This is a genomic window from Catellatospora bangladeshensis (assembly GCF_016862575.1).
Classification (GTDB): Bacteria; Actinomycetota; Actinomycetes; order Mycobacteriales; family Micromonosporaceae; genus Catellatospora; species Catellatospora bangladeshensis.
In genome coordinates, this window is sequence record NZ_BONF01000019.1 from 42236 (window position 1) to 65160 (window position 22925).

22 protein-coding genes are annotated in these 22925 nt (G+C 73.1%); 13 read left to right on the plus strand and 9 right to left on the minus strand.

What is annotated here, in order from left to right:
• Nucleotides 1-54: 54 nt before the first annotated feature.
• Nucleotides 55-513, minus strand: coding sequence for a carboxymuconolactone decarboxylase family protein (locus Cba03nite_RS17595; protein ID WP_203747057.1), 459 nt, complete (start codon nucleotides 511-513; stop codon nucleotides 55-57).
• A gap of 143 nt (nucleotides 514-656) precedes the next feature.
• Here Cba03nite_RS17595 and Cba03nite_RS17600 point away from each other — a divergent pair, with 143 nt between their 5' ends.
• Together Cba03nite_RS17600 and Cba03nite_RS17605 are read left to right on the plus strand one after the other, a co-directional pair.
• Nucleotides 657-1538 carry a sigma-70 family RNA polymerase sigma factor gene (locus Cba03nite_RS17600; protein ID WP_203747060.1) on the plus strand — a complete coding sequence of 294 codons (882 nt, stop codon included), beginning with the start codon at nucleotides 657-659 and terminating at the stop codon, nucleotides 1536-1538.
• A 459-nt stretch (nucleotides 1539-1997) separates the two neighbouring features.
• Nucleotides 1998-3869 (plus strand): right-handed parallel beta-helix repeat-containing protein, encoded by a 1872-nt coding sequence (locus Cba03nite_RS17605; protein WP_203747063.1) that lies wholly within the window; start codon nucleotides 1998-2000, stop codon nucleotides 3867-3869.
• 62 nt (nucleotides 3870-3931) lie between these two features.
• On the opposite strand, the gene Cba03nite_RS17610 is transcribed toward Cba03nite_RS17605, so the two are convergent.
• Nucleotides 3932-4861, minus strand: coding sequence for an NADP-dependent oxidoreductase (locus Cba03nite_RS17610; protein ID WP_203747065.1), 930 nt, complete (start codon nucleotides 4859-4861; stop codon nucleotides 3932-3934).
• Nucleotides 4862-5270: 409 nt separating this feature from the next.
• Between Cba03nite_RS17610 and Cba03nite_RS17615 the strand changes: the two genes are divergently transcribed.
• The 4 genes from Cba03nite_RS17615 (at nucleotide 5271) to Cba03nite_RS17630 (ending at nucleotide 8070) form a co-directional block, all read left to right on the plus strand.
• Nucleotides 5271-6527: a glycoside hydrolase family 16 protein gene (locus tag Cba03nite_RS17615; RefSeq protein ID WP_203747067.1), complete on the plus strand. Its 1257-nt coding sequence runs from the start codon at nucleotides 5271-5273 to the stop codon at nucleotides 6525-6527.
• Nucleotides 6528-6622: 95 nt separating this feature from the next.
• On the plus strand, nucleotides 6623-6781 hold the full coding sequence (locus tag Cba03nite_RS17620; protein ID WP_203747069.1) for a hypothetical protein: 159 nt from the start codon (nucleotides 6623-6625) through the stop codon (nucleotides 6779-6781).
• Between the two features lie 29 nt (nucleotides 6782-6810).
• On the plus strand, nucleotides 6811-7470 hold the full coding sequence (locus Cba03nite_RS17625) for a hypothetical protein (RefSeq protein WP_203747071.1): 660 nt from the start codon (nucleotides 6811-6813) through the stop codon (nucleotides 7468-7470).
• A gap of 30 nt (nucleotides 7471-7500) precedes the next feature.
• Nucleotides 7501-8070, plus strand: a complete 570-nt coding sequence (locus tag Cba03nite_RS17630; RefSeq protein WP_239125817.1) for a P-loop NTPase family protein — start codon at nucleotides 7501-7503, stop codon at nucleotides 8068-8070.
• Here the strand turns inward: Cba03nite_RS17630 and Cba03nite_RS17635 are convergent.
• Both Cba03nite_RS17635 and Cba03nite_RS17640 read right to left on the minus strand, forming a co-directional pair.
• Nucleotides 8036-8731, minus strand: coding sequence for a GNAT family N-acetyltransferase (locus Cba03nite_RS17635; RefSeq protein ID WP_239125818.1), 696 nt, complete (start codon nucleotides 8729-8731; stop codon nucleotides 8036-8038). The two genes, Cba03nite_RS17630 and Cba03nite_RS17635, sit on opposite strands and share 35 nt — an antisense overlap.
• Nucleotides 8732-8874: 143 nt before the next feature.
• Nucleotides 8875-9444, minus strand: coding sequence for an HAD domain-containing protein (locus tag Cba03nite_RS17640; RefSeq protein WP_203747073.1), 570 nt, complete (start codon nucleotides 9442-9444; stop codon nucleotides 8875-8877).
• 408 nt (nucleotides 9445-9852) lie between these two features.
• Between Cba03nite_RS17640 and Cba03nite_RS17645 the strand changes: the two genes are divergently transcribed.
• Both Cba03nite_RS17645 and Cba03nite_RS17650 read left to right on the plus strand, forming a co-directional pair.
• Nucleotides 9853-11424, plus strand: coding sequence for a vWA domain-containing protein (locus Cba03nite_RS17645; protein WP_203747077.1), 1572 nt, complete (start codon nucleotides 9853-9855; stop codon nucleotides 11422-11424).
• Nucleotides 11425-11539: 115 nt separating this feature from the next.
• Complete coding sequence (locus Cba03nite_RS17650) at nucleotides 11540-13009, plus strand: hypothetical protein (RefSeq protein ID WP_239125819.1); 1470 nt, start codon at nucleotides 11540-11542, stop codon at nucleotides 13007-13009.
• A 70-nt stretch (nucleotides 13010-13079) separates the two neighbouring features.
• On the opposite strand, the gene Cba03nite_RS17655 is transcribed toward Cba03nite_RS17650, so the two are convergent.
• Nucleotides 13080-13556 (minus strand): SRPBCC family protein, encoded by a 477-nt coding sequence (locus Cba03nite_RS17655; RefSeq protein ID WP_203747080.1) that lies wholly within the window; start codon nucleotides 13554-13556, stop codon nucleotides 13080-13082.
• A gap of 1 nt (nucleotide 13557) precedes the next feature.
• Nucleotides 13558-13899 (minus strand): ArsR/SmtB family transcription factor, encoded by a 342-nt coding sequence (locus Cba03nite_RS17660; protein WP_203747083.1) that lies wholly within the window; start codon nucleotides 13897-13899, stop codon nucleotides 13558-13560.
• Between the two features lie 117 nt (nucleotides 13900-14016).
• Between Cba03nite_RS17660 and Cba03nite_RS17665 the strand changes: the two genes are divergently transcribed.
• Nucleotides 14017-15057 carry a suppressor of fused domain protein gene (locus Cba03nite_RS17665; RefSeq protein WP_203747086.1) on the plus strand — a complete coding sequence of 347 codons (1041 nt, stop codon included), beginning with the start codon at nucleotides 14017-14019 and terminating at the stop codon, nucleotides 15055-15057.
• Nucleotides 15058-15118: 61 nt separating this feature from the next.
• On the opposite strand, the gene Cba03nite_RS17670 is transcribed toward Cba03nite_RS17665, so the two are convergent.
• The 3 genes from Cba03nite_RS17670 to Cba03nite_RS17685 all read right to left on the minus strand — a co-directional run bounded on the left by Cba03nite_RS17670 (nucleotide 15119) and on the right by Cba03nite_RS17685 (nucleotide 19412).
• Nucleotides 15119-15727 (minus strand): hypothetical protein, encoded by a 609-nt coding sequence (locus tag Cba03nite_RS17670; protein ID WP_203747089.1) that lies wholly within the window; start codon nucleotides 15725-15727, stop codon nucleotides 15119-15121.
• A gap of 124 nt (nucleotides 15728-15851) precedes the next feature.
• Nucleotides 15852-17777: a fibronectin type III domain-containing protein gene (locus Cba03nite_RS39830; protein WP_239125820.1), complete on the minus strand. Its 1926-nt coding sequence runs from the start codon at nucleotides 17775-17777 to the stop codon at nucleotides 15852-15854.
• Between the two features lie 165 nt (nucleotides 17778-17942).
• A complete protein-coding gene (locus Cba03nite_RS17685) occupies nucleotides 17943-19412 on the minus strand; it encodes a DivIVA domain-containing protein (RefSeq protein WP_203747092.1) in 1470 nt (489 codons plus the stop codon).
• Nucleotides 19413-19664: 252 nt separating this feature from the next.
• Here Cba03nite_RS17685 and Cba03nite_RS17690 point away from each other — a divergent pair, with 252 nt between their 5' ends.
• The 4 genes from Cba03nite_RS17690 (at nucleotide 19665) to Cba03nite_RS17705 (ending at nucleotide 22840) form a co-directional block, all read left to right on the plus strand.
• The gene (locus Cba03nite_RS17690) at nucleotides 19665-20168 is read left to right on the plus strand and encodes a hypothetical protein (protein ID WP_203747095.1); all 504 of its coding nucleotides are present in this window, start codon (nucleotides 19665-19667) and stop codon (nucleotides 20166-20168) included.
• Between the two features lie 90 nt (nucleotides 20169-20258).
• Nucleotides 20259-21095 (plus strand): DUF4097 family beta strand repeat-containing protein, encoded by an 837-nt coding sequence (locus Cba03nite_RS17695; RefSeq protein WP_203747098.1) that lies wholly within the window; start codon nucleotides 20259-20261, stop codon nucleotides 21093-21095.
• Nucleotides 21096-21107: 12 nt separating this feature from the next.
• Complete coding sequence (locus tag Cba03nite_RS17700; protein ID WP_203747100.1) at nucleotides 21108-22064, plus strand: ATP-binding cassette domain-containing protein; 957 nt, start codon at nucleotides 21108-21110, stop codon at nucleotides 22062-22064.
• A complete protein-coding gene (locus Cba03nite_RS17705; RefSeq protein WP_203747102.1) occupies nucleotides 22061-22840 on the plus strand; it encodes an ABC transporter permease in 780 nt (259 codons plus the stop codon). Before Cba03nite_RS17700 ends, Cba03nite_RS17705 begins: the two co-directional genes overlap by 4 nt.
• Nucleotides 22841-22925 lie beyond the last annotated feature (85 nt).

The window sequence follows — 22925 nt, forward strand, 5'->3', positions numbered from 1 at the left end:
CCGGGTCACCGGGGCTCCGCCCGCCGTCGGCATGGGCGCAGCCCCGGTTGACCGTCAGCCCCAGTGCTGCGGGGCCGGCTGGCGGGTGGTCACGTTCATCCGGTTGAACAGGTTCGTGGTCGCGATCCACAGCACGATCGCGGCCAGCTCGTTCTCGCCGAAGTGCTTGGCCGCCGCCTCCCAGACGTGGTCCGGCACCGGGTCGGGCCGGTCGGCCAGCCGGGTCGCGTACTCGGCCAGCTCCAGCGCGGCCCGCTCGGCGTCGGTGAAGTACGGCGTCTCGCGCCAGGTGGCGACCGAGAACAGCCGGTCGTCGGTCTCCCCCGCCTTGCGCATGGCGCGGGCGCCGGAGTCGGCGCAGGCGCCGCAGCCGTTGATCTGGCTGCTGCGCAGGTGCACCAGCTCCAGCGTCGAGGTGGGCACCCCGGCCGAGTGGGCGGCCTTGTAGAGGGCGTTGATGCCCTTCACAGCCTCCGGCAGCAGCGTGGCGGGGTTGGTCATCCGTGCCTGCATGGGTTCCTCCATAGGATCTTGGTCGTCCGGGCTGTCACATCGGCCCGTTCTCGTTCGTCATCGGTATGACGGGCCGCTCGACGAAGATGTGACAGATATGGCCTGGATCACATTTGATGGCGATTCATGGAGGTATGCAGGAGATGCGGGATCAGGACCGGCTGGCGGAACGCTTCGAGCAGGACCGGGGACGGCTGCGCGGCGTCGCGTTGCGGATGCTGGGCTCCACCGCCGAGGCCGACGACGCGGTGCAGGAGGCCTGGCTGCGGCTGTCCCGCACCGACGTCAGCGAGGTGGGCAACCTCAGCGGCTGGCTGACCACCGTCGTCGGCCGCATCTGCCTGGACATGCTCCGCTCGCGTACCACCCGCCGGGAGGACTCGCTGGACGACGCCGCCGAGACCGGCCTCGTCCCCGCGGAGGGCGCCACGCCCGACCCGGAGCAGGAGGCGCTGCTGGCCGACTCCGTCGGGCTGGCCCTGCTGGTGGTGCTGGACACGCTCGCCCCCGCCGAGCGGCTGGCCTTCGTGCTGCACGACATGTTCGCGGTGCCGTTCGACGAGGTGGCCCCCGTCATCGGGAAGTCGCCGGACGCCGCGCGGCAGCTGGCCAGCCGCGCCCGCCGCCGGGTGCAGGGCCTGGCGCCCGACGCGGCCGAGGCCGACCAGGCCCGCCGCCGCGAGGTGGTCGAGGCGTTCCTGTCCGCCGCCCGCGAGGGCCGCTTCGAGGCCCTGCTGGCCGTGCTGGACCCGGACGTGGTGATGCGCTCCGACGCGCTGGCGGTGAAGATGGGTTCGGCCGCCGAGGCCCACGGCTCCCGGACGGTGGCCGGCTACTGGTCCGGCAAGGCCGCCGAGGCGCGCGCCGCGCTGCTCGACAGCGTCGTCGGCGCGGTGTGGGCACCGGGCGGCAAGGTCCGCGTCGCGCTCTCCTTCACCGTCGTGGACGGCCGGATCACCGCCATCGACCTCACCGCCGACCGCGCCGCGCTGGCCGACCTGGACGTGGAAATCCTCTCCGCCTGACCGCCGCGACGGCTCCGTGGCGCGCCCACCGGCCCAGGTGCCCGAGCCCGGTCGCCGAGCCTGGTGGACGAGCCTGGCGGACGGGTCCGGACGACCCGACCGGACCCGGCCAACCACGGGCCCGGCGTCCGGCACCCGCCTGCCGACCACCGGCAGCACAGGCCACCCGGCGAGGCCACAACTTCTGGGTTGTAGCTACAACCCAGAAGTTGTGGCGCCGCCACCAAGACATTGCGGCGGGCGCTCCCAGGCACAACTCGTCCCGGCGAGGCAACTCGGGTGTTGCCGTGGCAACTTCTGGGTTGCCTTCCCGCCGGGGCACGTCCACCCTCCCCAGCATCTCAGCGTGACCGCATGCCGACAGTGCTCGTGGCCGACCGGCGGCTGGTGCCCGCCGGTCCGCACCGAGCAGGCTCGCAGGCAAGCGCATCGATGCGCACTGTCGTGAGAGGACTCCTGATGCGGCGCACCTTCGCCCTGCTCCTCGTAATCCCGGCCCTGGTGGTGCTGCCCGCGGCACCGGCCTTGGCCGCCACCGTCACCGTGACCACCACCGCCGACGTGGTGAACGGCGGGGACGGCCTGGTCTCGCTGCGCGAGGCCGTCGACGCGGCCAACGCCGCGGCCGGGCCGACCACCATCGAACTGGCCGCCGGGGCGTACACCCTGAGCCTGTGCGCCGACGACGACACCAACGCGGGCGGCGACCTCGACGTCACCACCGCGCAGCCGGTGACCGTCGACGGCGGCGGCGCGACGGTGACCCAGACCTGCGCGAACGAGCGCCTGCTGCACACGCTCGACACCGCCGGCACGGTCATCGTGCAGGACGTGACCCTCACCGGCGGCGAGGGCCCCGGCGCGGCCGCGCAGTACGCCGGCGACCTGGACGTGGTGGACAGCACCGTGTCCGGCAACGACGCGGGCGGGGGCGCGGTGCTCAACAGCGAGGACGGCATCTCCGGGGCGAGCCTGGACCTGACCGGCTCGACGCTCGGGCCGAACACCGGCACCGGCATCCGCGTCTCGTTCGGCACCGTGCACGTCACCGACTCGGTGATCTGGCAGCACACGCTGCGCGGCGTCGGGCTGATCGACGGCGCGCTGACCGTCACCGGCTCCACGGTCACCCAGAACGGCACCGGCGGCCTGAGCACCACCGGACAGGGCTCGGGCCTGTTCGCGCTGACCGACTCGACCGTCTCCGACAACGACGGCACCGGCGTGACCTGCTCGGCCTGCGGCCACCTGGAGGTCACCGGCTCCACCATCAGCGGCAACAGCCCCGGTCCGTCGTCGCCGGGCGGCGGCATCGTGGTCAACGCCGACCAGGACACCCCCACCGACGAGCTGCACGTGTACGTCACGAACAGCACGGTCAGCGGCAACACGCGCGAGGGCGCCGGGGGCGGGCTGGGCGTGTTCATCCTGGAGAACACCGACGGGCCGCCGCCCGCGCAGATCGTGCTGACCGGCTCCACGTTCAGCGCCAACGGGGCGCTCGGGGCGAACGGCCGCGGCGGCGGCGTGTACGCCGAGACCGGCGAGACCCGGGTCGACAACTCCACGCTGACCGGCAACAACGCCAACGTCTCCGGCGGCGCGCTGTTCGGGGCCGGCGGCGACGTGTTCCTGCGGCACGCCACCGTGTACGGCAACTTCGGCCCCGCCGCGTCCAACGTGGCCACCGGCGCGGACCTGCACGCCTTCGCCTCGGTGGTGGCGCTGGGCACCGGCGGCGCCGACGAGTGCGCGATCGCGGGCACCACCACGTCCACCGGGTACAACGTCGGCGGTGACGGCTCGTGCGCGTTCGTGGCCGGGCCGGGCGACCTCAACACCACGCCCGACGCGGGCCTGCTGAGCCTGGCCACCAACGGCGGGCCGACGCAGACGCTGCTGCCCACCGCGGCCAGCCCGGTCAACGGCCGGGTGCCCGCCGGGGCGTGCACCGTGCTCACCACCGACCAGCGGGGCACCGCCCGGCCGCAGGGAGCCGCGTGTGAGACCGGCGCGGTCGAGGTCAGCGAGGTCCCGCCCGCGCCCGTCTGCACGAAGACCGGCACGCCCGGCCCTGATGTGCTGATCGGCACCCCGGGCGCGGACGTGCTGTGCGGGCTCGGCGGCGCGGACACGCTGCTCGGCCTGGGCGGTGACGACGAGCTGCGCGGCGGCGACGGCAACGACCTGCTGATCGGCGGCGCAGGCGACGACACCCTGCGCGGCGGGGCGGGTGCGGACCTGCTCATCGGCGCGCCCGGCACGGACGTCTACGACGGCGGACCAGGCGGCGACCTGTGCGTACGGCCGAGCGGCACGCCGTTCTGCTGAGCTGAACCCGGCCGGGGCCCGCGGTGCGGACGGGCCCCGGCCGGGCGATGTGCGCCGTGCGGTCAGCCGACGCGCACGGCGAGCTTGCCGATGGTGCCCCCGGCGAAGTCGGCGAACGCCTGCGGCACCTCGTCGAGTTCGTACACACGCTGCACCGGCACGGACACCCGGCCCGCGCGCACCTCGCCCGCCAGCCGTTCCATCGCGGCGGGCGCCAGATCGGCGTTCACCGGCACGGCGACCAGGTCACGGCCGACCAGCTGGTCCGCCCCGACGCCGAGCAGGCTGGTGAACCGGCCGCCGGGCGCGAGCAGATCGGCCAGCTCGAACGGGTCCCCGGCCAGGTGCACCACGGCCCGCACCCCGCCCGGCGCCACGGCGGCGACCTGCGGGATGAACTCGTGCCGGTAGTCGATCACGTGCGCGGCGCCGAGGCGGCGCACCAGCTCGGCGCCCTGCGGCGACGAGGCGGTGGCCAGCACGACCGCGCCGCGCGCGGCGGCCAGCTGCACCACGATGCTGCCCACGCCGCCGGTCGCACCCGCGACCAGCACGGTGTCGCCGGGCCGCGGGTCGATCGCGTTGACCGCGGTCTCCGCGGCGGCCCCGGCCAGGCCCAGCACGCCCGCCGTGGTGAGGTCGAGCCCGTCGGGCACCCGGGCCAGGCTCGCCGCCGGGACCACCACGTACTCGCCGAAGGCGCCGGCCTGCAGCGGGTGGCCCAGCACCACGCCGAAGACGCGCTCACCCTCGGCGTACCCGCCGACCCCGGGGCCGACCTGGTCGATCGTGCCCGCGAAGTCGCGGCCGAGCACCACCGGGAACCGGTGCTCCATGAATGAGGCCATGTAGCCGCTGACCACAGCGGTGTCGAATCCGTTCAGTGACGACGAGGCGACCTTGACCCGCACCTCGTCCGGCCCGGCGGACGGCGTCTCCAGCTCCGCCAGCCGCGCCGCTCCCCCGAGTTCCGCGCTGATGACCGCGCGCATCCTCTCTCCTCACTGTCTGTCCATGGTGGATCCCGCGACGTTACGGCTCCGGCCAGGCGCGTCGATACCGTCCGTGACGACGGGGTACGGCGGCTCTCCGGCCATCGGGAGCGCCGCAACGGCGACCACCACTCGTCCGGCGCATGTCCTCACGCGGCGCACCGCTCGTCGATCGGCCGCCGGGCTCGCCGTAAGCGATGACGACAGCACCCCATCGACCTGGTAGAGGATGATCCACTGTGGACGCTCACGCGCTGTCCCCGGCCGTGCACGTAGAGAGCGCTCTCTTGACGCCGCCGTCACACCGATTTAACGTGACGCGTATCGATTTATTAAGAGTGCTTACCGAAAAGGTGTCCCGCTCGACCGCCTGGTAGCACGCTCCGCCCGCTCCCTGGAGGTAGGTCCCATGCGCAGAGCAACACGGCTCATGGCCCGCGTCACCGTGGCCGCGCTCGCCGCCGCCACGCTCACCGTGCCCGCCACCGTCATGACCGCCAGCCCCGCCCTCGCCGTCGGCCCGCAGACCTGGTCCGACGAGTTCAACGCCGCCGCCGGCACGCCCGTCAACGGCAGCAAGTGGAAGTTCGACATCGGCGGCGGCGGCTGGGGCAACAACGAGCTGCAGTACTACACCAACAGCACCAGCAACGCCGTGCACGACGGCGCCGGCAACCTGGTCATCACCGCCCGCCGGGAGAACCCGGCCGGCTACGGCTGCTGGTACGGCAGCTGCCAGTACACCTCGGCGCGGCTGCTCACCGCGGACCGGTTCACCCAGACCTACGGCCGGTTCGAGGCGCGCATCAAGATCCCGCGCGGCAACGGCATCTGGCCCGCGTTCTGGATGCTCGGCAGCGACATCGCCACCAACCCGTGGCCGAACTCCGGCGAGATCGACATCATGGAGAACATCGGCCGCGAGCCCGGCACCGTCCACGGCAGCCTGCACGGCCCCGGCTACTCGGGCTGCTGCGCGCTCACCGGCCAGTACACCCTGCCCGGCGGGGCGCGGCTGGCCGACGCGTTCCACACGTACGCCGTCGACTGGGCGCCGGACTCGGTGACCTGGTACATCGACGGCATCCAGTACCTGCGCAAGACCCGCGCCGACGCCGGCAGCAACCGCTGGGTTTTCGACCACCCGTTCTTCATGCTGCTGAACGTCGCCGTGGGCGGCAACTGGCCCGGCTCGCCCGACGGCAGCACCATCTTCCCGCAGCAGATGCTGGTCGACTACGTGCGCGTGTTCGCGTACGACGGCGGCACCACCCCGCCGTCCGGCGCGACCTCGCTCATCGGCCAGAGCAGCAACCGCTGCATCGACATCCCCAGCTCCAACACCGCCAACGGCACCCGGCTGCAGATCTGGGACTGCAACGGCACCGGCGCGCAGAAGTGGAGCTTCGAGGCCGACGGCAGCCTGCGGGCGCTGGGCAAGTGCATGGACGTGGCGGCCGGCTCCACCGCCGACGGCGCGGCCATCCAGCTCTACGACTGCAACGGCACCGGGGCGCAGAAGTTCGTCCTCAGCGGCGCCGGTGACCTGGTCAACATCCAGGCCAACAAGTGCGTGGACGTGACCGCCAACGGCACCGCCAACGGCACCAAGCTGCAGCTTTACACCTGCAACGGCACCGGCGCCCAGAAGTGGCGCAAGGGCTGAGCACCTCCTCAACCCGGTGCGCCCCGTGCCCTCGCGGCACGGGGCGCACCGTTTCTTGACGTCCCCTTACGACAGCCGGGGAGGCGTTCCTCAGCGTGCTCGCGCCGCGCTTCAGCGACTACGTGCTGGCCTACACCGTCGCGCCGGGCGTGCTCGCCGACGGCGAATACCGCTGGCGGGTGCGCGCCGAGGACGGCACGCAGGTGTCGGCGTGGGCGCCGTGGTGCTCCTTCACGGTTCGCGCCACGGCCTGACCGTCGGCGGCGAGCGGTAGCCTGTCCCGGTGGTGCGCAGGGTGCGGCACATCCTGGACGCCCCGGGCAGGCTCAGCCCGCGGGCCCGCGCCTACCTGGCCGCCCACGGCGTACGCCACCAGGTGTGGACCGCCGACCAGCACCGCCGCCACTGGCACCGGCAGGGCCGCCCGGACGCCGCGATCGAGCCGCTGGCCGAGTTCCAGATGCGCTGGGGCGGCCTGGCCCTGCCGCCCACCGCCGAGTACGACGGCGGCCCGCGGCTGCTCGACGCGGCCGCGCTCACCGAGCACGACGGCTTCGCCGCCGGACCGGCGCGCGGGGCGAACGCGTACACGTTCCGGGTCGACGGCCAGGGCCGCTTCGGCATCCACGGCGGGGACGCCTGGGTGCCGCTGCACGGCTCGGTGGACGGCTGGGTCGAGGCCGCCGCCCTGGGCCACCTCGCCGCCGCCCTGCCCGCCGACGTCGGCCTGGCCACCGGCCCCCGCGTCGACGAGCTGCCGGAGCGGTACGGCCTGCGGCGCGTACGCGAGGTGGACGGCCTGGCCGACGAGTGGTGGCACGGCGATCGCACGCTGCTCGCGGTCCATCGCGGCGAGGCCCGCCTGTTCGGCAACCCCGCCTACCAGACCGCCTACCTCTACACCGGCATCGACGACCTGGCCGGCCACCTGCGCGCCGGGTGAGCAGGTGCGCCCGGCTACTACGCTCGGCGCGTGACTCCCGCTGAACCGCTGCCCTCGCGGATCCTGATCTACGGGGTGTACGGCTCCGGCAAGACCACCCTGGCCGCGCGCCTGTCCCGGCTGCTCGGCATCGCCTGGCGGCCCGTCGACGACCTGACCTGGGAGCCGGGCTGGCGCGAGGTGCCGATGCGGGTCCAGCGCGAGCGCATCGCCGAGCTGTGCCGCCGGAAGTCCTGGATCCTCGACGGGGCGTACCGCGACTGGCTCGACATCCCGATGGCCTCGGCCGACCTGATCGTCGGGCTGGACTTCGGGCGCTGGCTGACGCTGCGGCGGCTGCTGCGCCGGACCGCGCGCCTGGTGTCCACCGGCGAGACGATCTGCAACGGCAACCGCGAGACGCTGAGCAGCGTGCTGTCCTCCGAGTCGATCATCCTGTGGCATCTCGGCTCGTTCGGCCGCAAGCGCCGCCGGATGCGGCAGTGGGCGGCCGCCTCGCCTGGCCCCCGGGTGCTGCTGTTCAGCACGCCCGAGGAGCTGGACGCGTGGGTCGCCGGGCTGCCGGTCAGCTCGCCGGAGGCTGGACCACGGCGAAGGTGAGGCTGCGCCGCACCGCGAAGCCCATCGCCTCGTAGAGCCGGATCGCGCCGGTGTTGTCGCTGGCCGCGTGCAGGTACGGCGTCTCGCCGCGCTCGCGCACCCCGGCCGCGACGGCCCGGATCAGCCGGGTCGCCAGGCCCTGGCCGCGGTACTCCGGATCGGTGCAGACCGCGCTCAGCTCGGTGAACCCCGGCGGGTGCATGCGCTCGCCCGCCATCGCCACGAGCCTGCCGTCGCGGCGTACGCCCAGGTAGGTGCCCATCTCGATGGTGCGGGGCAGGAAGGGTCCGGGCCGGGTGCGGGAGACCAGGTCCAGCATCTCCGGCACGTCGGCGGGGCCGAGCCGCACCGCCTCGGGCTCACCGACGACCTCGACCCCGGCGTCGACGAGCTGCACGACCTCGTCCTGCCAGCCGACCTGCCAGCCGTCCGGCACCGGGTGGTCGCCGATGACCACGGCCCGGCCGTCGGCGCCGATCAGCGCCGCCAGATCAGCCCAGTCCTGCGCTTGCGCGCCCTGGGGCAGCGCGGCGAACGGCGTCACCTCCGGGTCGTAGCAGGCGGCCCGGCCCCGCCTGCGGACGAAGCCCGCGTGCGGCCCGGCCAGCGCCGCTCCGGCGGGGTCGTCGAGCACCCCGGTGTCGACCGCGAACGAACCCACCGCGCGCCCCTCCCCCGTGTCGGCCTTTGCCCTGCTGAGCAGCAGACGTCATCGTAGCCAGCGGGCCGTCCGGGCATGGTGGCAGCCGGACGCCGGCCGAAGCGATACGTCCCGGCGCCCGCCGTGACGGTCGGGGAGCCGGGTCAGGACCAGTTGGTGAGCCAGCGGTCGATGCGGCGCAGCTGGCGCGGCGTCAGGCCGGCTTCCACCGGCGGGGCGACCACCAGTGCGCTGGCGCCCCACGGGCGGGTGTCCGCCGCCCGCAGCTGGCGGCGTGCGTCGTCGTCGGTCCACAGCAGCGGCCGTCCCTGCGCGAGCACCCGCTGTGCGGCGGGCAGCTTCCACCAGGTCTGCCGGGTCCGGGCCAGCGGGGTGGCCAGCTCGGTCTCCTGGGTGCCGAACTCGGGGCTTTCCCGCACCGGCCACACCGGCAGGCCGAGCGCGGTGCCCACGTTGACCGAGTTGTGCTGCCACGTGCTGTGCCACCAGATCTCGGCCCGGCCCTGCTCGTGGACCCGGCGCAGGAAGTCCAGGACCGGGGTCGCGGCCAGGATGGGCCACTCGAGGTCGTGGTTGCTGGGTGCGGTGGTCCGGATCCACTCCTGCTCGGGCCACACCCGCCGGTCCGGCTCGTCGGTCACCGCGTTGATGACACCGTCGATGTCCAGCAGCCAGATCGGCACCCCCGACACGGCCGGCCGTCGTCGCAGCACCTCACACCCTCCTTCCATGGACGACGAGCAGTGCCGCCGCGTCCGGCGGACCTGGCAGGCATACCCGGACGCCGCACCGCGCGACCAGGAAAAGATAAATCGATTGCGCCACGAACCGGTACGCCGATAGCTTCTCCCGCACACCTCCCGGTGCGCTGGTGACGGCTACTTCCTCGAACAAAGACGCCGTCGCCCACCTTGTCTCGGGAGGTGCCGTCACGCCGCAATCCCGTCCGTGGGCGAGCCGTCCACCGGGCCAGGGGCCGGGGTCCGTAGACCGCCGGTCCGCGCCGCTCAGGCGACAGAGCAGCACAGTGTCGCCGTCGATCGTGATTTCGGGTGTGTGGTGCGCCGTGACCGTTCCGGCGCCGGATGGGGGACGTCCTTTTGGCCCGGTTCAACTTCAAGGTGCGCGAGAACCGTCACGAGCTCGAAGAGGTCACCGTGGTGCCGCTGCGGACGGCGGCGGGCGGCGCACGGCGGATCGTCCCGCAGTGGGTGACCGAGGAGGGCGCGCCGGGCTTCGTCCGCACGCCCCGCCTGGAGCTGTACCTGCTCGCGGTGTCGTACATGGTGGGCGAGGACGCCTTCTACGAGCGGGCGGGCGGCCGTCACGAGCGCTTCCGCGAGCTGGTGCGCACCGTCGCGGTCACCGACGCCGAATGGTTCGCCCGGTTCGTGCCGTGGCTGCGGCTCGGCGCGATGCTGCGCTCGGCGTCGGTCGTGGCGGCGCTGGAGGGCGCGTACGCGCAGGTGCAGGCGGGCATCCCGGGTTCGCGTGCGCTGGTGGACGCCGCGCTGCAGCGGGCCGACGAGCCCGGCGAGGCGCTGGCGTACTGGCTGTCCCGGCACGGCCGGACCATCCCGAAGCCGGTGAAGCGGGGCGTCGCCGACGCCGTGCGCCGCCTCTACACGGAGAAGAACCTGCTCAAGTACGACAGCGCGGGGGCCGCGGTGCGTTTCGGGGACGTGGTCCGGCTGACCCACCCGGTCGCGGTCGCGCCGTGGCAGGGTGACCTGTTCCGCCACGCCGTCGACCGGTGCCTGGGCCGTGACCGCGGTGTGCCCGACACGCTGCCGGTGGTCCGGGCGCGGGCCGAGCTGATGGCCACGCCGGTCGAGCAGCGGCGTGCGGTCACCGACCCGGCGGTGCTGGCCCGTGCCGGCATGACCTGGGAGGCGCTGGCGGGCTGGCGGCAGTCCACGATGGACGCGGCGGCCTGGACGTCGATGATCCCGAACATGGGCTACTTCGCGCTGCTGCGCAACCTGCGCAACTTCGACGAGGCCGGGGTCGGCGACGACACGGCCGCGGTGGTCGCCGCGCGTCTGTCGGACCCGGCCGAGGTGGCCCGCGCCCGGGTGCTGCCGATGCGCTTCCTGTCGGCGTACCGGGCGGCGCCGAGCCCGCGCTGGGCGGAGCCGCTCGCGTCCGCGTTGCAGCATGCTCTGGTCAACGTGCCCGCGCTGGACGGGCGGGTGCTGATCCTCATCGACACCTCGGGCTCCATGTCGATGCCGTTCAGCAAGGACGGCTCGCTGCTGTTCTGGGACGCCGCGGCGGTGTTCGGCCTGGCCGTGGCCGCGCGGGCGGCCGAGCCGACGGTGGTGTCGTTCTCCACGGGCAGCCGGGCCTTCCCGGAGGTGGCGGGCGAGTCGCTACTGTCCGGGCTGGACCGGTTCAAGGACGGCTACTTCCTCGGGCAGGGCACCGAGACCCGGGCGGCGGTCCAGCGGCACTACGACGGGCACGACCGGGTGGTCATCCTGACCGACGAGCAGGCGTCCTGGCACGGCGACCGCAACGTGGCGGCCTCGGTGCCGGGCCGGGTGCCCGTGTACACGTGGAACCTGGCCGGTTACCGCCTCGGCCACGCGCCGTCGGGCGCGCACCGGCACACGTTCGGCGGGCTGAGCGACGCCGCCTTCCGGATGATCCCGCTGGTCGAGGCGGGTGACAGCGACTGCTGGCCGTTCTAGGCGGCCGCTGCGGCACGGCGTGCACCGCGCGGCCGGTCGTTGCCGACCGGTGGGTCACCGGCTAGTGTCCGCGGCGCACGGCGGCCGCACCGGCCGGCGAAGGAGGCGCAGCAGCATGGCATCGTCCGGGGTGGTTTTCCCCGTCAGCAGCGGCACCGGCCGCAGCACGTCCGCGCTGGGGCGGGCGGTGGTCGCCGACGCCCTGCGCGAGATCGACCCGATCGGCGCGCGGGCGGCCGAGCACGAGACCAACTGGCGCGCCGACTACCTGGTGCACTTCCGGCGGCTGGTGGAGGCGGGCCTGGCCGACGGCGGGGCCGCGCGGCGCAGCGCGGCCGCGGGCCTGGCGTCCCTGCACGACCGGATGCGGGTGGTGTACGCCGACGGCGAGGTGGGCCTGCGCGACGCCTTCGCCCGCGCGCCGGAGCCCGGCGAGCGGCTGGACACGGTGACGGTGACCGGCGACGGCGAGGTGGAGCGCGAGCTGTCCGTGCCGTACCGCGGCGAGCGGCTGCGCGGCGACGCGCTGGCCCGCCGGCTCGACGCCTGGGTGACGGCCGGGGTGATCGAGCCGGGCTGCGCCGAGGCGGTGCGCGCGGTGCTGGCGAACCCGGACTGGCTGGACCTGTCCGATGTGCGCGTGGTGGCGCTGGGCGCGGGCGCGGAGATGGGCCCGACCCATTCGCTGCTGCGCTGGGGCGGCGACGTGGTCGCGGTGGACCTGCCCCGGCCGGGGCTGTGGCGCAACCTGCTGCAGACCGCGTCGCGCTACGGCGGGCGGCTGCACGTGCCGGTCGCGGCGGCGAAGCAGAACCGTGCCGACCTGGCCGAGGTGGCGGGAGCGGATCTCCTGCACGACCTGCCCGTCGTGGCCGAGTGGCTGCTCGGGGTCGAGGGCAGGCTCGCCGTCGGCAACTACGTCTACGCCGACGGCGCGACCAATCTCCGGGTGTGCACCGCGGTGGACGCGCTGACCGAGCACCTGCGCGCGAGCCGGCCGGACACGGCGCTGGCGTTCCTGGCCACGCCGACGGACGTGTTCGCCGTGCCGGCCGAGGCGGTGGCGCACGCGGACGCGAAGTACCGGGAGGCGGGCGGCGTGCTGCGGACGCTGCGCGGCCCGCTGCGGATGGTGTCGGCGGGGCGGCTGCTGCGGCGCAACTACCCGCCGGACGCCGATCCGGGCGTGTGCGACAGCCTCGTGGCGCAGCAGGGGCCGAACTACGCGCTGGCCAAGCGCCTGCAGCGGTGGCGGGCCGCGACGGCGCGGGAGCAGGGCGCGACGGTGAGCTTCACGGTGGCGCCGCCGACGCGTACCCGATCGGTGGTGAAGAACCGGGTGCTGGCCGCGGCCTACGCGGGAGCCCCGGCGTTCGGGGTGGAGGTGTTCGACCCGGCTGCCAGCAACACGCTGATGGCCGCGCTGCTCGTGCACGACCTGCGCAATCCCCCGCCGGTGCGCGAGCACGTGTGGCAGGAGGAGGCGGCGGGCGCCGCGCACGGCGGGCTGTGGACGATGCCGTACGCCCCGCGCAGCGCCCTGGGCCTGGCCGCCCTGCTCGGCTTCGGCGGCGCGCGCAACTGACCGCGCCGCCACCTGATACGGCGCGGCCCCGCCGGCGGCGGGTGCCGTCGGCGGGGCCGCCGCGCCGGGCTCAGGCCAGCGTCTTCAGGTACGCGTCCAGGGCCTGGTAGGACTCGTTGGCGCCGCCCTCCATGCCGGAGGCGACCATGCCGTCGCGGTCCTCCCTGTTGGCGAAGGTGGACGTGCCGGTCAGCACGGTCTTGCCGTCCTTGTACTCGAAGACGAGCCGCTCGACCGAGATGTGGCCGGGCATGCCCTCGAACTCGAAGGTCTGCACGATCAGCTCCAGCGGGACGATCTCGCGGATCTCGCCGCGGAAGGCCCACTCCTCGCCGTTGTCGCCGTGCTCGACGATGCGCCACTTGCCGCCGGGCCGGAAGTCGTGCTCGGTGATGTCGGCCTCGTGCCCGCGCGCCCACCACTTCTTCAGGTGCTCGGGCTTGGTGTGCACCTCCCAGACCAGCTCCAGCGGCGCGTCGAAGCTGCGCGTCATCACGATCTCCAGGTCGCCCTGCAGCTTGACGTCCAGGGTCTTGGCCTCGCCCATCTCACTTCTCCTCGGTGTCGGGACCCTGTTCCTGCAGGGTCCGCAGGTACTCGTCCAGCCTGTCGTAGCGCTCATCCCAGAAGCGCCGGTATTGGTCAGCCCAGTCCGCGATGTCGCGCAGCGGGGCCGCCTCCAGCCGGCAGGGGCGCCACTGCGCGTCCCGGCCGCGGGTGATCAGGCCCGCCTGCTCCAGCACCTTGAGGTGCTTGGAGACCGCCTGGAGGCTGATCGGGAACGGCTCGGCGAGCTGGTTCACGGTGGCCTCGCCGTCGGCCAGCCGGGCGAGGATCGCCCTGCGGGTCGGGTCGGCCAGCGCCGCGAAGACCAGGCTCAGTCGGTCCATGACCGCCTCTCTATTCAACCGTTCGGTTAATCAACCGACAAGTTGAGTATGCACGTCGCGGGGTACGCATGCAACCCATACCCCCGATGTCGGGAACCACCCGTAGATTGACCGCCCATGACCGACGACGAGACCTACCCCGGTTGGGACGCCATCGACGCCGCGCTCGCCCCGCTCTACCCCGGCGTCGAGCCGCTGCACTACGGCACGATGATCAAGTGGCGGATAGGCGGGCCGGATCCGCTGGACGGCGTCAGCGTCTACCGCCGCGACGACCACTGGCACCTGGTCAGCTTCGGCATGTCCGAGCTTTACACCAAGGAGTGGGAGGATCCCGACCAGTCGGGCTGGGGCTTCGAGTTCACCTTCCGGGTGGCCCGCGCGCCCGGTGACGAGGACCCGCCGCTCTGGGCCGTCAGCCTGCTGCAGAACCTCGGGCGGTACGTGTTCAACTCGGGCAACGTCTTCGGCCCCGGGCACCACCTGAACCTGAACGGCCCGATCTCGCTCGCCCGGCCGGACACGGCGATCCAGGCGGCGGCCTTCGCCGAGGACCCCGAACTCGGCGCCATCGACACCCCGCACGGGCGGGTCGTGTTCCTGCAGGTCGTGGGCCTGACGCTGGAGGAGTACGCCGTCATCGAGCGCTGGGACACCGCCCGGCTGCTCGACGTGCTGCTGCCCCGGCTGCCGCTGCTCGTCACCGACCTCGACCGGGGCGACCTCACCGGCGAACCGGGCATCGCGGCCGCGATCGAGGAGGGGGTGCGCCGCGACGGCTCGTCGACCGGCGCGCTGTTCGTGTCGGACGTCGGCTGGCAGTCCGAAGGCGGGGTCACCACCGTCCGGTTCGGCGCCAACGCGGCGACGCGGCTCGCCGGGGTGCTGGGCGCGCGGCTGGCCTACGACCGGGGGCTGGTCGTCGACGGGCCCGACGGGGCCGTGCTGTTCCGGACCGGGGACGCGTACGGCGTCGCGGAGGTGGGCGACGGCGCGATCGAGGTGGTGCTGCCCGCCGGCGCGGCCGTGGCGCTGGCCGAGACGCTGCGCCCGGTCGCGGGCACGTACACCGTGCCCGGGGCGCCGGGGCTGGTGGTGCGGATCGTGCGCTCGCAGATCCGCGACGCGGACGGCAACGTGGTCGCCGAGATCGGCTGAGGTCCGCCGACGGCACCGGCCCGCCTGGATGACGGACGGGCCGGTGCCGGAGCGCGACGGATCAGGAGATCTTCTTCAGCGGCATGGCGAAGAAGCCGTTGTTCAGCGTCGCCGTGCCACCCGAGCAGGTGTAGGCCAGGGTGCCCTTGGACAGGTCGAGGTTGCCGTCGTAGCCGCCCGTGGTCGTCGGCGTCTCGACGCCGTTGAGGACCACGACGGTCTTCGTGGAGATCTTCCCGCCGGGCATCACACCCGTGATCTTCCCGTCCTTGGCGTGGTACTCGGTGCTGGTCGCGGAGCCGTTCACGGTGTTCTTGCCGACGGCCTTCGAGCCGGAGATCTCCATGGTGAGCGAGAAGACCACGTCGTCGTACGTGATGGTCATCTGGTCGCCGAACTCCAGCGTGAGGTTGCCGGTGCCGGAGCCGGTCGCGTTCGTCATGCCGCCCATCTTGGACACGTTCTTGGCCATGGCGTCGACGTCGGCCGACCACTTGCCGGCCAGGCAGGCGTCGCGGTCGCCGGCGGCGGGCGGGTCGGCGGCGGCGATGGTCGCGCCCGTGGTGCCGCTGGGCGCCGGGGAGGTGGCGGAGGGGGTCTCGCCCGTGCAGGCGGCGGTGGCGAGCGCGGTCGCGAGGACCAGTGCGGCGAGGGGTGCCCGGAGCGTCATGGCCGAAATGCTGCCGACCACCCGCCACCAAATCAAGATCCAGCACTGACAACTAGCCGACGACAGAAGGTTAGGAAGGGCACCTTCTTATACATATAGCGATAAGAAGGTGCCCTTCCTTTCGTCACGGCATGGTGACGAGGTGGTTGTGGACGGTGTTGGCGAAGTTGTAGCCGTTGGACGCGTCCCAGTTGATCGACCACGTCATGGCGCCGCGGATGGAGGGCCAGCGCGCGGGCGGGACGAAGCTGCCGCAGTTGGTGCCGGCCGCCAGGCAGTTGAGCGCGTTGTTGACGACGGTCGGGCTGACGTAGCCGCCGCCTGCCGCCTGGGTGGTGGCGGGCAGGCCGAGCGCGATCTGGTCCGGCCGCAGCGCGCTCTGCAGCTGGATGCAGGCGAGCGCGGTGAGGAAGTTGATCGTGGCCTGCGAGTACGCGAACTGCTGGTCACAGCCCAGCATGCTGCCCGAGTTGTAGAACTGGGTGTGCACGATGGTCAGGATGTCCTTGATGGCCAGCGCCAGGCTGAAGTAGCCCGCCCCGGTCGACTGCATGTCGATCGTCTGCGGCGCCATCGTGATGATCAGGCCGCTGCCCACGCGCGAGCGCAGGTTGCGCAGCGCCTGCTCCATGTACGTGGCGTTGAGGCCGTTCTCCAGGTCGATGTCGACGCCGTTGAAGCCGTACTCGGTGATCAGGTTGTAGAGGGTGTTGGCGAAGTTGGTCGCGGCCGCCGAGCTGCTGACCGAGACGCTGCCCAGCTCGCCGCCGACGGACAGGATCACCTTCTGGTTGCGCGACTTCAGCGTGGCCACGTCCGCCTTGAACTGCGCGGCGGTGTAGCCGCCCAGCGCGGAGGAGAGCCCCGCGTCCACGTGGAAGCTCACCGCGCCGGGCGTGCCGGCGACCGCGTCGGCGAAGGCGACCGCGACGATGTCGTACGTGGTCGGCACCGACGACAGGCGCAGCGGGGTGGCCCCGTTGACGAAGTTCTGCCAGTACCCGGTGAGCAGGTGCTTGGGCAGGGTGCCGGTGGTGCAGCCGGTGGTGGTGCCGGACACGGTCGCCGCGGCCGACTCGCCGGTGCCGTTGTAGGCGCGCACCGTGTACGTGTGGCTGGAGCAGGTGCCCAGGCCGGACAGCGTGGCGGCCAGGCCGGTGACGGTGGTGCGCAGGGTGCTGCCCTCGTACACGCGGTAGCCGGTGACGGTGCCGGAAGAGGCGTTCCAGGCCAGCGACAGCGAGGTGTCGGTGGCGCCGGTGACCCGGAAGTCGCCGGGCACGCCGGGCACGCCGGTGCCGCAGCCGGTGGTGGTCACCGTGACGGAGCCGGAGCGGGCCGACTCGCCCGCGCTGTTGTACGCGGCGACCGAGTACGTGTGCGTGGTGCATGCGCCCAGGCCGCTGATGGTGGCCGAGGTGCCGGTGGGCGAGGAGACGACGGTGCTGCCCTCGTACACCCGGTAGCCGCTCACGGTGCCGGAGGAGGCGCCCCAGGACAGGGCGACCGAGGTGTTGGTGATCGAGCCGGCCGACGGGTTGCCGGGCGCGCCCGGGACCTGCGGCCCGGTGCCGCCCTGCCCCTGCAGCGAGATGTCGTCGGCGAAATAGGTGCCCTGGCCGTACCAGCCGTGCAGGTACACCTGGATCGAGCTGCTGGCGGCGGTGAAGGTCAGGGTGAGCTGGGTCCAGTTGGCCGCGCTCGGGGTCCAGGTGGCAGTGCCGCCGTTCACGCCGAGGTAGACGTAGTTGCCCCGCACCCACGCCGACAGCGTGTACTGGGTGCCGGACACCACGGACACGGTCTGCGTGCACTTGGCGTTGTCGGCGGCGCTGGCGGCGCCCTGCAGCGCCTTGGTGCCGGTGCGGACCGGGGTCGACACCACGCTGCCGAGCCCGCCGGTGCAGCTCCACGGGGAGAGCGAACCCGACTCCAGACCACCGTTGACGAGCACCTCGGCGGCGCTGGCGGGGGTCTGCAGGGCGGTGACGGCAAGGGCGGCGACCAGGGCGGTCGCGGCGGCCGCGGCGGCGGCGCGCAATCTGTTCATATCGAGCTGCTCCGTTCTGAGGACGGGGAGCATGGAGGGTTCCTGGATCGTCGCCGCTCGATAATTAACAGTCAATAAGCCTTACTATTAATTCCCACATACCGAGAATCGGGGGTATGCCGAAGGCCCGCTCGCAGGAAGCGAACGGGCCTTCGTGAGCTGCTGCTACTCGGCGCCGACCCGCTCCTCCGCCGCGCGCTGCACGGGGATCGGGTGGCCGTTGTGGCGGCCGTTGTGCTCGGCGTGCCGCTGCTCCTCGTGCTCGGCGCCCTGACCCTGCTCGTACTCCTCGTGCTGCTCGGCGGCGGGCTCCTCGCGCTCGTCGTGCAGCGGGTGGCCGTCGTGCGGCTGGTGCGCCTCCGGCTCGTCCTGCTCCTCGTGGGCGGCGTCGAGCGCCTCGGCGACGATCTCGGCGGCGACGTGCTCGGCGATGTCCGGCACCACGGCCGCGGCCACGTCCTCGACGTCGACCTCCGCCGCGGAGTGCCGCGCGGAGCCCTGCTGGCGCACCTGCACCCGCGGGTACTCCCCCGTCTCCACGCCACCGACGGCGGCGGCCATCACGGCGGCGGCGGCCAGGTTGGCCACCCGCTCGGCCTCACGCTGCACCCGGGCGCGCACCGCGACGGCGTGGCGCTCGGCCGACTCGGCCGCGCGGCGCGCCTCGTCCAGGCGCTGCATCTCGGTGTGCAGGTCCTTGTTGATCTCGGACAGGCGCTGCTGGAGCTGGGCCACCTCACGCTCGGCGACGGCGCCCTCCTGGCGCGACTGCACCAGGCGCTGCTGCGCGATGTCCAGCTCGGCCTGCAACTGGGCCAGCGCCTGGCGGCGGGCCCGGATCTCCTGCTGCACCACGGTCAGCTGCTGCTGGTGCGCGGCGTTCTGGTCGTCGGCGCGGCGGCGCAGGTCGGTGGCGTACTGCTGGGCCTCGGCCTGCAGCGCGGCGTTCTTCTGGTTGGTGGCGGTGCGCTGCCCGGCGATCTCCCGCTCGGCGCTGGACCGCAGCTCGCCGAGCTCGCGCTCGACATTGGCCTTCCACTGCGAGATCTCCTGCTGGGTCTGCGCCCGCGCCGCCTCGATCTCCTGCTGCATGCGCACCCGGGCCGCCTCGACCATCGCCTCGGCCTCGGCCTGGGCGTGCTCGGCCTGCTGGGCGTTTGCCTCCTGCACCCGCTTCAGCTCGTGCTCGGCGCGCTCCATGGCGGCCTCGCTGTCGGCCCGCATCCGGTCGGCCCGCTCCTGTGCCTCGGCGAGGATCTTCTCCGCCTCGGCCTTGTGGTGCTGCATCTGCTGCGCCGTGGTGGTGGTGATCTGCTCGGCCTGCTTCTCGGCCAGGTCGAGGATCTGGTCCACCATCGGGCCCAGGTGGCGGAACGAGGCCCGCTCCACCTGCGGCGGGCGCTGGCGCAGCTCGGCCAGCTCGGCCAGGTCGGTGTGCTGCCGCTTGAGCCGCTCGGTCAGCTCGCGGACCTGCACTACGGCGCGCTCGCGCTCGGCCGACAGCGTCGACATCTCGCTGTCGAGCTGCGCGAGGTAGTGGTCGACCTGGCGCTTGTCGTACCCGCGCAGGGTGACCTCGAAGTTCGGCCGTGCGGCCAGGTCGTCACGCTGGCCGTGCTGCTCGCCCAGAGACATACGTCATCCTCCATAGATCGCGAAAGCGATGCCGGCGGATGAGCCATGCCACGCGGGGGTACGCGGCATGGCCGACGGACCCACCGCCCGCCTGCACATCCGGAGAGGGTATCGGCGACCCCCGTGGCTCGTCACCCTGCCCCGGGTACCTCAACCTCCGACGATCAGCTGAACCTGCGACGACGCCACCGATGACACCATGGCGCGCCATAATGGTTGCACGTGGTGCCATGATGATGCCATAGTGATGCCATGGACCTGACGCCGTATGTCGAGAAGCTGCGCGCCGAGCTGGCCGTCGCCGCCGAGGCCGGTGGCGCGGAGGCCCGCGCGCTGGCCGAGCGCCTCACCGCCCCGCTGGAGTCGGCCATCCGGCTCACCCTGCTGGAGGCCCTGTCCGCCGCGGCCGACGAGATCACCCGGGACCTGGCTCCCGGCTCCGTCGACGTACGGCTGCGCGGGGTGAACCCCGGCTTCGTGGTGCACCTGCCGCAGGCCGAGCCCGAGACCGCGCCGGCCGCCCCGGCCCCCGCCTGGGACGAGGCCGCCGGCGGCGCCGCCACCTCGCGGATCAACCTGCGCCTGCCCGACGACCTGAAGACCCGCATCGAGGAGGCCGCCGGGCGCGAACGCCTGTCGGTCAACACCTGGCTGGTGCGGGCCGCCGCGGGCGCCCTGGACGGACCCGCCGAACGGCGCGGCACGGCCGAACGCGGCCCCGACCTCGGCCAGCGCTTCACGGGCTGGGTGCGCTAGCCCGCCGCCCCGACACGCGCTCCGGCGCGCAGACGTACCCGCCGTCCGGCGGCCCCACCTGATCGACCAGACCCGAGGGAGGGCTCCACCATGCCCGTTTTCGACACCCCGCAGCCCGTCGCCGTGACGCTGAGCCTGCTCGCCGCCGACGTGCGCATCACCGCGGGCGAGCGCACCGACACCGTGGTCGAGGTGCGCCCGGCCAACAACAGCACCAAGGCCGCCAAGGCCGCCGAGGAGACCCGCGTCGAGTACGCCGACGGCCGGCTGCTGATCCGCACCCCCAAGCACCTCAACTCCATGTGGGGCCGCCCCGGCTCCATCGAGGTGGACATCGCGCTGCCCGCCGGTTCGTCGGTGGACGGCGACGCCGGGATCGGCGAGCTGACCGCCGAGGGCCCGCTCGGGTCGTGCCGCTACCAGAGCGGGTACGGCCGGATCCGGTTCGACGAGACCGGCCCGCTGCGCGCGGAGACCGGCGCGGGCGACATCAGCGCCGAGCACGTGCTCGGCGACGCCACGGTGTCCACCGGCACCGGGCGGATCCGGCTCGGCCGGGTCGACGGCGACGCCGTGGTCAAGAGCTCCAACGGGGAGAGCGTGCTCGGCGAGGTCACCGGCCTGGCCCGGATCAACGGCGCGAGCGGCTCCATCACCGTGGAGCGGGCGCTGGGCGGGGTCACCGCGCAGACCGCCCACGGGGACATCCGCGTCGGGTCCGCCGTACGCGGCTCGGTGTCGCTGGTGACCGCCGCGGGCCGCCTGGAGATCGGCATCCCGCACGGCACCGCCGCCTGGCTCGACCTGCGCACCTCCGGCGCGGTCCGCAACTCCCTGGACAGCGCGGCCGGTCCCGCCGAAACCGACGAGCGCGTCGAGGTGCGGGCCCGCACCCACTGGGGCGACATCACCATCCACCGATCCTGAGAGGACACCGCCATGCCCACCCCCGCCATCGAGGTACGCGGCCTGCGTAAGGCGTACGGCGCCAAGACCGTGCTGGCCGGCCTCGACCTGACCGTGCCCGCGGGCACCGTCTACGCCCTGCTCGGCCCGAACGGCGCCGGCAAGACCACCACCGTGCACATCCTGTCCACCCTGCTGCGCGCCGACGCGGGCCAGCTGCGGGTGGCCGGGCACGACCCGGCGGCCGACCCCGACGCGGTGCGCGCCGCGATCGGCCTCACCGGCCAGTTCTCCGCCGTGGACGGCTACCTCACCGCCCGGGAGAACCTGGCCCTCATGGCCGACCTGAACCACCTGGACCGGCGGGAGGGCCGCCGCCGCGTCACCGAACTGCTGGCCCGGTTCGACCTCACCGAGGCGGCCGACAAGCCGGTGGTGACCTACTCCGGCGGCATGCGCCGGCGGCTCGACCTGGCGATGACCCTGGTCGGCGACCCGCGCGTGGTGTTCCTCGACGAGCCGACCACCGGCCTGGACCCGCGCAGCCGCCGCACCATGTGGGACAGCATCCGCGAGCTGGTCGCCGGAGGCGTCACCATCCTGCTCACCACGCAGTACCTGGAGGAGGCCGACCAGCTCGCCGACCGGGTGGCGGTGCTCGACCACGGCCGCATCGTCGCCGAGGGCACCCCCGCCGAGCTGAAGCGGCTCATCCCCGGCGGGCACATCCGGCTGCGCTTCGCCGCCCTGGCCGAGCTGGAGTCCGCCGCCCGCGCGCTGGGCCCGGTCACCCGCGACGACGACGCGCTCACCCTGCAGGTGCCCAGCGACGGCGGGGTGCGCTCGCTGCGCGAGGTGCTGGACCGGCTCGACGGCGCGGCCGTCGAGGTCGCCGAGCTGACCGTGCACACCCCCGACCTGGACGACGTCTTCCTCACCCTCACCGGCCGCCCCGACGCCGCCGCCCTGGAAGGAGCAAACCCCCGATGACCACCTACGCCCTGCGCGACTCCACCACCATGCTGCGGCGCTACCTGCTGCGCGCCCGCCGCTACCCGCTGATCGGCTTCCTGGTCGGCATCCCCGTGATCATGCTGCTGCTGTTCGTGTACGTCTTCGGCGGCACGCTGGGCGACGGCATCGCGGCGGGCGGCGGCCGGGCCGCGTACGCCAACTACGTCACGCCCGGCATCCTGCTGCTGGCCATCGCGAGCATCGCACAGCTCACCGCGATCGGGGTGGCGCAGGACATGACCGAGGGCATCATCAACCGGTTCCGCACCATGGCCATCTTCCGGCCCTCGGTGCTGACCGGCCACGTCATCGGCAACCTGGCGCAGATGCTGCTCGCCCTGGCCGTCGTGATCGGCGTAGCGCTGCTCGTCGGCTTCCGCCCGAACGCCACACCGGTCGAGTGGCTCGCCGCCACCGGCATGCTGACCCTGGTCTCGCTGGCCGTGATCTGGTTCGGCGTGGCCTGCGGCCTGACCGCGCGCACCGTCGAGTCGGCCAGCAACCTGCCCATGCCGCTGATCCTGCTCCCCTTCCTGGGCAGCGGCTTCGTCCCCACCGACTCGATGCCCACCGGAGTGAGCTTGGCCGCCGAATACCAGCCCTTCACCCCCGTCATGGAGACCATCCGCGGCCTCCTGCTCGGCACCGGCATCGGCAACAGCGCCTGGCTCGCCACCGCCTGGTGCACAGCCCTCACCGTCCTCTGCTTCTTCTGGGCCCGCTCCCGCTACAACCGCGAGGCGGCCCACTGACCGCACCGCCCAAGATCGCGACGATCTTGCGTGAACTGTTAGGGATATGTCCGAAAGGGGCGTGTCGCACCCACAGTTCACGCAA

Coding starts and splice junctions, on each gene's coding strand:
- Cba03nite_RS17595 (WP_203747057.1), bottom strand. CDS start 513: ATGCAGGCACGGATGACCAACCCCGCCACGCTGCTGCCGGAGGCTGTG.
- Cba03nite_RS17600 (WP_203747060.1), top strand. CDS start 657: ATGCGGGATCAGGACCGGCTGGCGGAACGCTTCGAGCAGGACCGGGGA.
- Cba03nite_RS17605 (WP_203747063.1), top strand. CDS start 1,998: ATGCGGCGCACCTTCGCCCTGCTCCTCGTAATCCCGGCCCTGGTGGTG.
- Cba03nite_RS17610 (WP_203747065.1), bottom strand. CDS start 4,861: ATGCGCGCGGTCATCAGCGCGGAACTCGGGGGAGCGGCGCGGCTGGCG.
- Cba03nite_RS17615 (WP_203747067.1), top strand. CDS start 5,271: ATGCGCAGAGCAACACGGCTCATGGCCCGCGTCACCGTGGCCGCGCTC.
- Cba03nite_RS17650 (WP_239125819.1), top strand. CDS start 11,540: ATGGCATCGTCCGGGGTGGTTTTCCCCGTCAGCAGCGGCACCGGCCGC.
- Cba03nite_RS17655 (WP_203747080.1), bottom strand. CDS start 13,556: ATGGGCGAGGCCAAGACCCTGGACGTCAAGCTGCAGGGCGACCTGGAG.
- Cba03nite_RS17660 (WP_203747083.1), bottom strand. CDS start 13,899: ATGGACCGACTGAGCCTGGTCTTCGCGGCGCTGGCCGACCCGACCCGC.
- Cba03nite_RS17665 (WP_203747086.1), top strand. CDS start 14,017: ATGACCGACGACGAGACCTACCCCGGTTGGGACGCCATCGACGCCGCG.
- Cba03nite_RS17670 (WP_203747089.1), bottom strand. CDS start 15,727: ATGACGCTCCGGGCACCCCTCGCCGCACTGGTCCTCGCGACCGCGCTC.
- Cba03nite_RS39830 (WP_239125820.1), bottom strand. CDS start 17,777: ATGAACAGATTGCGCGCCGCCGCCGCGGCCGCCGCGACCGCCCTGGTC.
- Cba03nite_RS17685 (WP_203747092.1), bottom strand. CDS start 19,412: ATGTCTCTGGGCGAGCAGCACGGCCAGCGTGACGACCTGGCCGCACGG.
- Cba03nite_RS17690 (WP_203747095.1), top strand. CDS start 19,665: ATGGACCTGACGCCGTATGTCGAGAAGCTGCGCGCCGAGCTGGCCGTC.
- Cba03nite_RS17695 (WP_203747098.1), top strand. CDS start 20,259: ATGCCCGTTTTCGACACCCCGCAGCCCGTCGCCGTGACGCTGAGCCTG.
- Cba03nite_RS17700 (WP_203747100.1), top strand. CDS start 21,108: ATGCCCACCCCCGCCATCGAGGTACGCGGCCTGCGTAAGGCGTACGGC.
- Cba03nite_RS17705 (WP_203747102.1), top strand. CDS start 22,061: ATGACCACCTACGCCCTGCGCGACTCCACCACCATGCTGCGGCGCTAC.